Genomic DNA, 13444 nt, shown 5'->3' with positions numbered 1-13444 from the left:
TATCTAATTTGGAGGTCATACCCTATGAAAAGAATTAAAAAATCAAGAGTTTCGACGAAAGTAGCTTCTGCATCTGTACTTGCTTCGTTTATGTTCCTTACTGCATGCGGTGGAGGAGGAGGAGGAAGCGCAGCTAGTAAAGAACAGGACGCCAGCGGTAAAGTAACTTTGAACTTTATTACGCAAAGCTCTCCACTTGCACCAGCTGATCCAAATGAAAAACTGATTAATAGGCGTCTTGAAGAAAAGACGAATGTTCATATTAATTGGAAGAATTTCACGAAAGACGTATTTGTTGAAAAAAGAAACTTGGCTGTGGCAAGTGGTGATCTTCCTGATGCAATTTTTAATGCGGACTATAGCGACTATGAGCTGCTCAAACTTGCTAAAGACGGTGCCATTATTCCGCTGAATGATCTCATCGAGAACAATATGCCCAACTTCAAAAAGGTACTGGAAGAAGCACCAGAATATAAGAGTATGATTACGGCACCAGACGGCAATATTTATGCCTTTCCATGGATTGAAGAGCTGGGTAATGGTAAAGAAAGAATCCAGGCAGTAGATAGTATGCCTTGGATCAATGTGGAATGGCTTAAGAAGCTGGGCCTAGACATGCCTAAAACAACGGAAGAATTAAAAGAAGTATTAATTGCATTCAAGACAAAAGATCCAAATGGCAACGGCCAGGCTGACGAAATTCCATTGTCCTTTATTAACAAGCCGGGAGCAGAAGATCTGGCATTCCTTTTTGGTTCGTTCGGTTTGGGAGAGAACCCTGACCATGCGGTTGTGAGTAATGATGGGAAGGTGATATTTACAGCGGCACAAGAAGACTACAAAGAAGCAGTTTCTTTTATTAACGAGCTGTATAAAGAAGGACTCATTGATATTGAAGCCTATACACAGGACTGGAGTACTTACCTTGCAAAAGGGAAGGATCAGAGATACGGACTTTACTTCTCGTGGGATAAAGCCAACATCTCCGGAGCTAATGATACTTACGATGTTATGCCTCCACTTGCTGGACCAGATGGTGAAGTTAACGTAACAAGAACGAATTCGCTTGGTTTGGGAAGAGGTAAGATGGTTGTCACAAGCGCCAATAAAAACTTAGAAACAACAGCGAAATGGGTTGATCAACTTTTCGACCCGATTCAATCTGTACAGAACAACTGGGGAACGTATGGAGACGATAAACAGCAAAATATCTTCGAATTGGATAAAGAAAAAGGAATGCTGAAACATTTGCCACTGGAGGGTGCAGCTCCTGTAGAGCTCCGTGAGAAAACAAGTGTCGGTGGACCATTAGCTATCCTTGATTCCTATTATGGGAAATACACAACCATGCCGGATGATGCCAAAGGCAGAATGGATATTATTAAGAACATCATGGCACCAAATATGAAGGCAGAAAATGTAATGCCGAGTGTATTCCATTCCATTCAAGAGCTGGATCGCCTAACGACAATTGAAACTGATCTTTTTGCCTACGTGCTTAGAATGCGTACTGAATGGTACCAAAACGGTAAAGTCGAAGCGCAGTGGGATGAATACCTGAAAGAATTGGACCGCTTGGGCTTGCAAGAATGGCTTGAAATTAAACAAGGCGGCTATGACAGAGCAAGCAAATAGCAAACGATTAAATTAATAATGTGCGATGAAGGCCGTGTTCCATGCAGTTACACTGCTATACACGACCTTCATCTATAAAAAAGAGAGATGATCTTAGAACTAAGATCTTATTACAGGAGTAAGGGAGAAAACGATAATGTCTACGATTGCGAAACAAAATTACCGAGGAGTGTATCATTTTTCACCTAAGGAAAAGTGGATGAACGATCCAAACGGAATGGTTTATTTTGAGGGTGAGTATCATTTGTTCTTTCAGCACCATCCGAGCGGAATGACGTGGGGACCTATGCACTGGGGCCATGCGGTTAGCAAGGATCTTGTTACCTGGGAGGAGTTACCTATCGCGCTCGCTCCAGATGAACTAGGAATGATTTTTTCGGGCAGTGCCGTAGTCGACAGGAATAATACGACTGGATTTTTTGAAGATAAACCAGGTCTAGTAGCGATCTTTACACACCATTTTGAAATGCCAGAAGGCAAGCCGGCCATTCAGCGTCAAAGCTTGGCTTACAGTAAAGATAATGGAAGAACTTGGACGAGATATGCGGGCAATCCAGTACTTGAACATGATACATTCGTTGATTTCCGTGACCCTAAAGTGTTTTGGAATAAAGAGACTAACAAATGGGTGATGATTATCGCTTGTGGTCAAACGGTATGTCTATATCATTCTCCTGATCTGATTAACTGGACATTTGCCAGCGAATTCGGAGAAGGAATCGGTTCTCATGACGGGGTATGGGAATGCCCAGACTTGTTCCCGCTGGTCATTGATGGCGATCCTTCGAACACGAAATGGGTGATGCTAGTGAGCATCGGTGCGGATCCCGCTTTTGTGGAAGGGTCAAGAACTCAGTATTTTACAGGTGACTTTGATGGAGAAGTGTTCACGCCAGATAAAGATTCGCTAGAAGTTCGTTGGATTGATTATGGAAGAGATAATTATGCAGGTGTAAGCTGGTCCGATATACCGGCTGAAGATGGAAGACGACTATTTATCGGCTGGATGAGCAATTGGATGTATGCTAACGAGACGCCAACAGAAGAATTCCGTGGTGCGATGACGATTGCAAGGGAGCTTCAACTCGAATCAAGACAAGGGGAGATCTTTCTTGTGCAGAAGCCGGTGAAAGAGATGGAATCTGCTCGTGTACAAGTCCTTTCTATGAGAGAGGCAACGGTGCAAGAAATCAATACTCTTCTTAAGGAGATTCACTTGGAATCCTATGAGATTATAGCTGAGTTCACTCAAGGGAAATCTGTAGGCTTCAAAGTAAGAGTAGGTGCGGATAGTCAAACAGTGATCGGTATCAACGGTGAGACAGAGGAACTTTATGTCGATAGGAAGGCTTCAGGTCAGCATGATTTCCACGAACATTTCTCAGGATCTCATTCAGCCAAACTGGAAGCACTTGGTGAGACAAATGATCTCCGTATATATGTGGACCGCTCCTCAGTTGAGGTGTTCAGTAATGGAGGTCAGGCGGTGATTACGGATCTTATATTCCCTGAACTAGAATCTAAAGGTATTGTTGTGTTTGCAGACAATGAGAATGACTTGCTGATTTCCCTGGATATCTATGAGCTTACTCTCTCTGCTGAGCAAGACAAGAATTAGTTATCGAGAGGAGTCTTGTATATGCGTATAGGAGCGATTGAAGCTGGTGGGACAAAGTTTATATGTGGCATCGGGAATGAAGATGGAATCATTGAAGATCAGATTAGTTTCCCAACAGAACATCCTGAGCTGACGTTGCCCAAAGTTATTCAATATTTTCAAGGCAAACAAGTAGAAGCGATCGGAATTGGATCATTTGGTCCAATCGATATAAGTTCAGATAGCCCGACGTATGGTTACGTTACAACAACTCCAAAACGAGGTTGGGGAAATTACGATATACTGGGCACTTTGAAACGAAACTTTTCGGTTCCTTTTGGATGGGACACGGACGTCAATGCAGCGGCATTTGGTGAAGCCAAATGGGGCGCTGCCCAAGGGTTATCCAGCTGTTTGTACTATACAGTTGGCACGGGTGTTGGTGTGGGAGTGTATTCAGAAGGCAAACTCATTCATGGTCTTGTGCATCCTGAAGGCGGTCATGTTCTTACAAGACGCCATCCTGACGATGTATTCCCAGGGGGATGTCCCTATCATAAGGATTGCCTAGAAGGGATGGCGGCAGGTCCTGCTATCGAAGCAAGGTGGGGGAAGAAGGGACATGAGCTTCCTATAGATCACATGGCATGGGAAATGGAAGCATTTTATATTGCACAGTCGATAACAGGTGCTATATTGCTTAACTCTCCTCAGAAAATCATTCTGGGTGGTGGTGTTATGCAGCAGGCACAATTGTTTCCACTTATTCGGCAGGCTGTACTTCAGAACCTGAACGGTTATGTTAGCTCAAATACCATTTTGGAACACATAGATGATTATATCGTTCCACCAGGACTAGGCCAGCAGGCGGGATTATGTGGTGCTCTGGCTCTCGGACTCACAGCATGGGAAAATCAGATTTCTGCTTAATTATTAAAGAATGTAGGAGGGGGCCAGTGCAGTAATGAATTGGCCTCCTTCTTGTTTTTCAAAGAAGAAAATTATTAATGATAGAAAAAGAAAAGAGGGTGAAGAAGATGGGCAATAAAGGAAAAGTCGCATTAGGCTTTCTCATGGCAACAGGACTTGTTATGACTTCAGCAGGCATTTATGTAGCAAATCCTGATACGGGTTGGGCTGCGCTCGCTGATCAGGAGGTACGCAAACAAGCTAAGGAGGGACTTTCTATTTTTGAAAGCGTAACCAAAGTAAATACGAACTTGACAGGCTGGCAAATAAAAGGAAAAGGTAAGTTGGTGGATACTCCTGAAGGGATCTTACTGACTTCCGATCCAAAAGAAAATGTCATGGCAATTTCCGAAACGGTGTCAGAGGATTTTATCTATGAGGCTGATGTTATGATCAAGGATATGAAAGCTGACGCGACCTTACTGTTCCGTTCTAATGAAGAGGGTTGGGGTTCCTACATGCTCCAAATCGTACCGAACGCAGGTATGATTCGCTTACGGGACGCAAGTGGTGGTGATGGGAAATTAAAAGAGGAGCGGAAGGTTACTGTGAAGGAAGGTGAGATCTATCATCTCAAGGTGAAAGCAGTGGGTCCATCACTGAAAGTATATTGGGGCAATGAATATAAACCTGTGATTGAAGTTCAGGACAGTGCGTATCGTACTGGTAAGCTCGGACTAAATGTATGGGATGGTTCTGCTTTGTTCCAAAACATTATCGTAAGTGATCTGAAAGGAAACCTTGGTGCTGTGGTTACAAATCAAGGACAATGGCAGCCTAATATCAACGGAAAAGAAGGAATGGTAGTAAACCAGAGTAAATCACAGCAAATTTATAACAAACAAGCTGCTGATTTTGTATATGAAGGAAATATATCTCTTCATCCTGATTCTGTTGCGGCACTCTCATTTCGTTCATCCGCTGATGGAACAAAGGGATATGAAGCTGCCCTTACGAAGGAAGGAAATCAGGTTCGTGTAAGTTTGACGAAAGCTGACGGAACAATCATTGCAAGTTCACAGCATACCTATCCAAGTCAGAGTGGAGCAAAACATCACGTAGAGATAAAGGCGAAGGGAAATAGAATTCAGGTCTTTCTAGATGGGTACACTCCGGCCGCGATCGATATAACAGATAAAACCTACACCGATGGATTTACGGGAATCGTCGTTAAACAGGGAACGGCTTACTTCCAGGATACTTATGTGACGGAAGCTAGCAGTTATTATAATGAAAAATATCGTCCTCAGTATCACTATACGCCAATTCGTGGTTCTGCAAGTGATCCGAATGGACTTGTCTACTTCGAAGGAGAATATCATTTATTCCATCAGGACGGAGGTACATGGGCACATTCGGTCAGTCAAGACATGCTGAACTGGAAGCGACTTCCGATTGCACTGCCGTGGAATGATCATGGACATGTCTGGTCGGGATCGGCTGTGGCAGATTTGACGAATGCATCAGGTTTGTTCGGGGATTCAGGAGGTAAGGGGCTAATTGCCTACTACACTTCGTATAATCCCGATGGCCCGAATGGGAATCAGCGTATCGGTCTTGCATACAGCAAGGACCAAGGCCGTACTTGGGAGTATTCCAAGGAGCGTCCCATTGTTATCGGAAATCCCGGCGATAATGGTGAGGAGCCTGGAGGTTGGGATTTCCGTGATCCGAAAGTGATTCGTGATAACGACAATAACAGGTGGATAATGGTTGTATCCGGTGGAGATCATATTCGTTTCTTTACTTCAACGAATCTACTTGACTGGACCCTGACAGATCGTTGGGGATACGGGGACTATGTTCGAGGCGGTGTATGGGAATGTCCGGATTTGCTTCAGCTTTCGGTAGACGGAACATCACAGAAGAAATGGGTTCTGATGATTAGTACAGGAGCGAATTCAAAAACAGGCGGATCAGATGCTGAATATTTTGTGGGTCATTTAACAGCGGAAGGTAAATTCGTTAATGATAATCCTGCAGGGAAAGTATTGCGAACAGATTTTGGAAAAGAATTCTACGCTTCGATGTCTTTTTCGAACATGCCAGATCATCGCAGCGTAATGATGGCGTGGATGACAAACTGGGACTATCCGTTTGCTTTCCCAACGACCCAATGGAAAGGCGTACTGTCAATCCCAAGAGAAGTCTCATTAGTAACGACTAAAGATGGGATTCAGCTCGCTCAAAGCCCGATCAAGGAGTTGGAATCGCTGCGTAGTCAGCTGTATTCTTCTGCTAACAAAGTGGTGAGTCCTTCTTCTCAGAATCTACTGAAAGGCGTTACTTCTGGTGCATACGAGATTGAAGCTGAAATGGAAATTCCGGCAGGTAGTCAGGTAAGTGAATTTGGCTTTAACGTTCGTGTAGGGGGAAGTCAAAAAACGGTTGTTGGATATAAACCTAGTGAGAGCCGGATTTTCGTGGATCGGTCTGCATCTGGTTTGACGGATTTTTCGAGTCTATTTAGTACAAGACATGAAGCGGCAATGCAAACGGAGAACAAGCGTGTTAAGATGCGTATTCTTGTAGACGAGTCATCTATTGAGGTTTTTGGTAACAACGGTAAAGTCGTTTTCTCTGATGTCATTTTTCCGGATCCTGCCAGCAGAGCTTTGAGCTTTTACACCAAAGGTGGCAACGTAAAAGTCGTATCTCTGACGGTGAATCGGTTAGGTTCTGTATGGAATCAGGAGTCCGGTTCGTCTACCAAGATAATGATGGATACAAATGATCGTGAGCTCAGTGAAGGGCAAAGCGACACACTCCTGGCGATGGTAGAGAATGGTACAGGTAATGGTGCACAGCCGCTTAAGTGGAATTCCAGTAACAAAGATGTAGTTGAACTAAACGTGGTAGATAATTCACAGGCAACCATTGTAGGAAAAAAAGAAGGCGAGTCTATCATTACCGTCTCTACTCCAAATGGGAAGACATCAGCAAGCGTATTAGTTAAGGTATCTGGTGGTGAATTTCATACGAACTTAAGTGGGTGGACTAAAGATCTATCAGCAGCCTCCTGGGTTATTGGTGAAAATGGAATTCGTGGAAATTACTTTAGTGACGCGAATTATATCGCAGAGAAGCAGGCGGGTGATTTTACTTATGAAGCAGATATGATGTTAGGTAAATCCGGAGGAGCAGGCTCAATGTTGTTCCGTGCCAGCGAAGATGGACGCAGTGGATACTACTTAAATCTGGATCCGAATATGAAGTCCATCCGTCTATTTTATAAAATCGACGGCCGTTTTGAAGAGCGTCAAATTCTGGCCAAGGTTCCGACATTCATTCAACCGGGTCAAACCTATAAAGTGAAAATCGAAGCGAAGGGCCCACATATTGTGGTTTATGTGGACGGGCGGAAAGTGATCGACCTACAGGATGGCACATTTGCAGAGGGTCGCTTTGGACTACATGTATTTGGTGGATATGTGTCATATCAGAACGTTAATGTGAGCGGAGAAACACCTGCCAACTTGACTACATCCAGTCTAGTAAATGCAGAACTTCAGAAATCTCTCTATACAGCAAATCTTGCAAATGGTGAAGCTGTTACTCTGAAGGATGCGAATAATTCTACGGATCAGAAGTGGGTATTCGTGCCGACAGGGGACGATGCAGGTTCCTATTCCATTCGTACAACAGCCGGTCAGGCGCTTGATCTAGACACAGGGCAAAATAAAATTCAGTTGTACCATTATCTCGGATATAACAATCAGCGTTGGATTCTTCAGAAGAATGATGATGGTACCACAAGTATTATTTCTGCTCATCATAAGAAAGCGCTGGAAGTATCAACGGATGGAACGACACTGTCTCTAAGCGAGCTTGATCCTACCCTTGATCGACAAAAATGGATAATTACGAATTAATGAAGAAGATATAAGTAATGGAAGGGCTGCTAACATTGGCAGCTCTTTTTTTTGCTCTTGTACTGAACACCCTAACTACAGTCCATTTTTACATAACTCTTCTTCATACCGCTCGAATTCCTAATTTCATATACTCAAGTTAGAAATCAACAAGATTTCATAAACAATACGAGGGGGAAATAGGAATGACTAAACGTAGAAGAACGCTTTCAACAATGCTTCTTGCTTCGACATTGCTACTTACTGTCATCAGCGGCTGCAGTGGAAATAATGCGCCAGCAAATGAAAGCGCTACACCGACGGAGAAGCCAGCTGCCACCGAGCAAGCTGCAGCATCTAATGATCAAACCTCGAAAGAAGAATCAGCCCTTGAAGGAAAAGTTGTATTCTGGTCCATGTACAGTAACACAGAACCAATGGCTACTGTTTACAATAAGGCTGCAGATGAGTTTAAGGCTGCAAATCCAAAGGTAGAGCTTGAAATCAAGTTTGTAGGTCGCGATATTAAGAAGTTAGTTAAGCCTGCTATCGATGGTGGGGAAGTGGTGGATATCTTCGAGGGAGACCCATCCGTTACGATTCCAGCGATGAAGGATAATGTACTCAAAATTGATGATCTCTTGCAGCAGCCATCCATTGATGTCTCTGGTTCAACCGTGGAGCAATCCTTAATTCCAAGTCTTATGAGCTGGACGAAATCGTTAGCGGTTCCTGCCGGCTTAGAGGAAGGATACTACGCAATACCACAAGCACCTTACGCAGTAGTGTTCTTTTATAACAAGGAAGCCTTTGAAAAAGCTGGCGTAACCAGCGCTCCGACCACATGGGAAGAATTCCTGGTTGCTTGTGAAGCATTGAAGAAATCTGGTGTATCACCAGTCACATTTGATGATGCCTATCGCAATGTGTTCATCGGCGGATATTTATCTAGCGCAATGGGCGCTGATTGGGTTGATCAGCTAGTGAAAGATAAGACTGGTGAGATGTGGAAGGATCCAATCGTTAAGCAATTTGCGAATGACATCGTGACGATGCGTGAGAAAGGTTATTTCTCCAGCAAAATCGCTGGCTTTAAATATCCGGCAGCACAGCAAGAGCTGGCACTTGGCAAATCAGCGATGTATTTGAACGGTACTTGGTTGCCGAATGAAGTAGCTGAAACTGCAGGACCAGACTTCAAATGGGGTTCATTCCAGTTCCCGACCATTGCAAATGGCGGTGATAAAGGTGGTCAACAAAATCTTAACTTCGGTGCACAAGGCCTTCTACTAAACAAGAACAGCAAGAACATTCCAGCAGCCTTCGAATTCGTGAAATATCTGGTTTCAAAGTCGACACAAGATCTCATGGCAAAGGATACGCAATCGATCCCTGCTACTGTAGGTTCCACATGGCCTAGTACATTAGCAGATGCTGAGACCGCTTTTAATAATGCAAAGGTCAACATCCCTTGGGCTGGTGGTATTGATAATGGTGGTGATTTCTCCACTGGAACCGTCATTCCTGTCTTCATGGAGCTAGTAACGAGCAAGATGACTGCCGATGAATATGTAGCCAAAATGAGTGCAGCAGCTCAAAAATAATATAAAGGTAAATAAACATTAATAGAGGATTCTAACAGGAGGGCTGCGGTTAACTCACTGCAGTCCTCTAAATAATCTTCATTCGGAGGGTGGTACCATGAAGATTCGCAAATCAATCATTGCATTGTTTATATTGCCAGCAGTATGTATTTATCTCGCCATCTTCTTATATCCAACGTTAAGGTCGCTTGCCATGAGCTTTTTTAATATCCCGACTTTGTCGAGTAAGCTGAAGGATTGGAGCTTTGTTGGATTTGAGAACTATACCTCTTTGTTTCAAAATTCATATTTTATGGATTCTGCAAAAAATGTCTTGGTCATTTGGATTGTCGGCGGATTAATTACCTTCTTTTTTGCTTTCTTATATGCTGTAATTCTCAGCTCTGGTGTGAAAGGAAAAACCTTTTTCCGTTCCATTATTTTTCTACCGAATACGGTCTCAGCAGTTGTCCTCTCTATCGTATGGCTTCATTATATTTACAATTCAGATTACGGTTTTCTGACTACCTTCTTCCGTACAATTGGACTAGATTATTTGGCAAATATACAGTGGACTGAGGATGGTCATATCTTTATGGCGATGCTCATCGCCTATTGCTTTAGCTCCATTGGCTATTATTTATTGATTCTTAATGCTGGCATGGATCGTATTCCCCATGATTATTATGAGGCTGCAAACTTGGAGGGGGCTAATGCGTTTTATAAATTTTTCCGAATTACGCTACCTCTTGTAAAGGATGTATTACGAACAACAATTATTCTATGGACTATCGGTGCGATAAATTTCTTTGTTTGGTCTGCAACCTTCGGGTCAGGCGGACTTCAAAGCTCTAAAACAGCCACGCCAGGTTATTATATGTATTTAAAGGTATTTGGAGCAGAGCGTACGGTCTATCAGGTTGAAGATTTTAATATTGGCTCTGGTGCTACGGTTGGGGTCTTGATTACACTCGCGATTCTTATTTTGTCATACATCATTAATCTCTTCTTCCGTAAAGAGCGGTTAGAATATTAAAGGAGGGAAGCTTCAATGCGGAGCAGTAAAATCGCTATTGTTCGGTATATACCACTCTATGCTTGGCTTTTATTCCTGGTTGCGTTGTTCGGATTCGCTATTCTTGCGTCACTCAGTACAACAAGAGAGATTTTCTCTAATACGCTACTGAGCGGTGGGCTGAAGTGGTCTAATTATAGCAGTCTGTTTAAAAATCAGGAAATGGCACGTTATTTTTTCAATAGTACCTTTTACACCGTTGCTGCTTGTGTCGGTATTGTTATCATTGCGGCTCCTGCAGCTTATATTGTCGGACGTGTTAATTTTTTTGGGAAAAAGCTAGTCAATATGATGTTTATCTCAGCAATGTCCATTCCGGGGATGTTAATTGCCATTCCGATTTTCACCTTGTTTACACAATTGAATTTAACCGGATCGGTTGCTACACTTGTGCTTATTTACATTGCAACAAGTGTACCGTATGGCGTATTCCTGCTATCTGGATTCTTTTCCTCCATACCTCGAGAGCTTGAAGAAGCTGCAGCTGTTGATGGATGTGGAACGATCCGAACCTTCATTAAGGTCATCATGCCGATGGCACAGCCTGGGATTATTACGCTCACCATTTTTAACTTTATGTCCATTTGGAACGAATATTTCTACGCACTCATCTTTGCGAACAATCCGAAGACTTATACTTTAGCGCTGGCCTTACAATTCATCGTGCAGGGCTTTACTAACACGGGTAACTACGCTGGTATTTTTGCTGCTGCGATGATCGTATTCCTGCCCACCTTTATTCTCTACATTTTCATTTCTAAAAAGATTGTTGCAGGAATTACAGTTGGCGCTGTTAAAGGTTAGGAGAATATGAAGAAGCTAGCAAGGAATTAGAAGAGTTTGCACGAATAATTTAAACGATAAACGCGTACCGTCCTTAAAAAGACGCCGAAGGCGTTTTAGCTTAACTTAAGTGTGGATGGGGGATGGTGATTTTCACAGATGAGAATTAAAACACAGATCGGAATTGCCGTCGCTTGTTTTCTCGTCATCATGCTCATCATCATTTATTCCATGTATGTTCAAACGTCAAATATCGTCATTCAGAATAATAAAAAGTTTACCGCTGATATTGTTACAAAGTTCCAGCAGGATATATCGGAGAGCTACAATGAAATGAATCAAATGATGATTAGTCTCGCCTTTGATCCCACGATTCAGGAATTTATGATGCAGACCGATGCCGATGCCGCTTATCCAATGACAAAAGACCTGGATCGTAAAATTGTTTCTCTAAAAGCCGGAAGAAGTGGAGTCGAGGATATTGTAATTATCGGTTACGCGGGAGCTAAGTATAGCTTGAATGGTGGAATCAATACGATTCAGCAATATGAACAGGATATTTTGCATAGCGATGAGATATACGTCAGCGGACTTCAAAATATTTCGTATCAGGCTTCGGATATTAAAGGAATCTTTTTTGCTCAACAAGTGATTTCAACGAATTCGAGTGATGGGACGATGGGAAGCTCGATAGGTTATATCGCAGTTATTGTAAATGTGGGGGGACTATACTTTAATCAAGATCGAGAGCAGTCCTCTTCTGGTGTTCAGTTTTATATGATTGATGATAAGTCGAAGGTCTATCCTGAAATCTATGCACAAGATATTTCGCTGATTCTATCACAGTGGAAGCCAGGTGAGCAATATGATGAGGATCATATGTTTACTATTGGCAAGGTCAAGGGAAGTGTCTTGATTGAACCGGCAAAGCCGCTGCGGGGGTCTATTCTTGCCCTAATTCCAAATGAGAGCTTGTTGCAGGAGCTAGCAGTAATTAGGCTGCGGATTATGATGATTGTGTTCGTTGTTTTACTTCTGATGGTACTTCCCTTTGTAGTTATTGTAAGCGGAGTCATTCAGCCAATGCAGAAATTAGTGAAATTTATGAAAAGTATTAAGCGTGGTAACCTAAACAATCTTGAATCTAAGCTAGAATTAAAGGGTAGTATCGAAATGAAGATCGTGGCAGACGAACTAAACGCAATGCTCTCTGAGATCAACACATTAACGCAACAGTTGGTTTCGACAACAACAAATCTACTTGCAGCAGAGATTGAGAAGGAGAAGGCGGCATCAGCCTATTTGCGGAGTCAGATTAATCCTCATTTTCTAAATAATACGCTAGAGTCCATTAGGGGTATTGCTCAGGAAGAAGAGTCGCATCGAATTGTAGCCATGACCAAGGCACTTGGGAAACTGTTTCATTACAGTATTAGAGGTACGGGGTATGTTGCGTTAGAGCAGGAGCTGGCTGCTGTGAAATCGTATGTGTACCTGCAGCTCGTTCGCTTCGAGGATCGATTCTCTGTGGAGTATCATTTCACTGAGGAGGCTTTAAAAGTACCCGTGATGAAAATGATTCTGCAACCATTAGTAGAAAATGCGATTTATCACGGTTTGGAGCCGAAGCTACATAAGGGCAAGCTGATAGTTGCTGCAGAAATTGAAGAGGATCAGACGCTTGTCATCACCATCGAGGATGATGGAATTGGAGTCGCTTCTGAACGTGTCGCTGAAATTCAACAAAAGCTGAATGAGTTTACATCAAGGATTAGTCATGAAGGACGGTATTTAAAGGAAACGGACAGCATTGGTCTGTTTAATGTGCATAATCGTATTCGCTTGGCTTATGGTGATAGATATGGACTATGCTTTGACAGTACTCTAGATGTAGGAACTCGAATTCAAATACGGATGCCAGTCCATCATGACATGCCTTAGGAGGTAGACT

At 42.9% G+C, this 13444-nt stretch carries 8 protein-coding genes; all 8 read left to right on the top strand.

Translation table 11 applies throughout. From position 1 onward, the window contains the following. Positions 1-24 precede the first annotated feature (24 nt). Positions 25-1635: an ABC transporter substrate-binding protein gene (locus tag NSS67_RS26525; protein ID WP_339316727.1), complete on the top strand. Its 1611-nt coding sequence runs from the start codon at positions 25-27 to the stop codon at positions 1633-1635. A gap of 136 nt (positions 1636-1771) precedes the next feature. Then, positions 1772-3253 (top strand): glycoside hydrolase family 32 protein, encoded by a 1482-nt coding sequence (locus tag NSS67_RS26520; protein WP_339316726.1) that lies wholly within the window; start codon positions 1772-1774, stop codon positions 3251-3253. Positions 3254-3274: 21 nt separating this feature from the next. Next, a complete protein-coding gene (locus NSS67_RS26515; RefSeq protein ID WP_339316725.1) occupies positions 3275-4162 on the top strand; it encodes an ROK family protein in 888 nt (295 codons plus the stop codon). A gap of 77 nt (positions 4163-4239) precedes the next feature. After that, complete coding sequence (locus tag NSS67_RS26510; RefSeq protein ID WP_339316724.1) at positions 4240-8073, top strand: GH32 C-terminal domain-containing protein; 3834 nt, start codon at positions 4240-4242, stop codon at positions 8071-8073. 185 nt (positions 8074-8258) lie between these two features. Then, entirely contained in the window at positions 8259-9656 is a 1398-nt protein-coding gene (locus NSS67_RS26505; protein WP_339316723.1) for an extracellular solute-binding protein, read from the top strand. A 97-nt stretch (positions 9657-9753) separates the two neighbouring features. After that, positions 9754-10671 carry a sugar ABC transporter permease gene (locus NSS67_RS26500; RefSeq protein WP_339316722.1) on the top strand — a complete coding sequence of 306 codons (918 nt, stop codon included), beginning with the start codon at positions 9754-9756 and terminating at the stop codon, positions 10669-10671. A 15-nt stretch (positions 10672-10686) separates the two neighbouring features. After that, on the top strand, positions 10687-11514 hold the full coding sequence (locus tag NSS67_RS26495) for a carbohydrate ABC transporter permease (RefSeq protein WP_339316721.1): 828 nt from the start codon (positions 10687-10689) through the stop codon (positions 11512-11514). 138 nt (positions 11515-11652) lie between these two features. Continuing rightward, on the top strand, positions 11653-13434 hold the full coding sequence (locus NSS67_RS26490) for a histidine kinase (RefSeq protein ID WP_339316720.1): 1782 nt from the start codon (positions 11653-11655) through the stop codon (positions 13432-13434). Positions 13435-13444 lie beyond the last annotated feature (10 nt).

The organism is Paenibacillus sp. FSL R10-2734 (assembly GCF_037963865.1).
GTDB lineage: Bacteria > Bacillota > Bacilli > Paenibacillales > Paenibacillaceae > Paenibacillus_AQ.
Note: the sequence above shows the minus strand (reverse complement) of the source record. Positions and strands in the feature narration are given on the sequence as shown.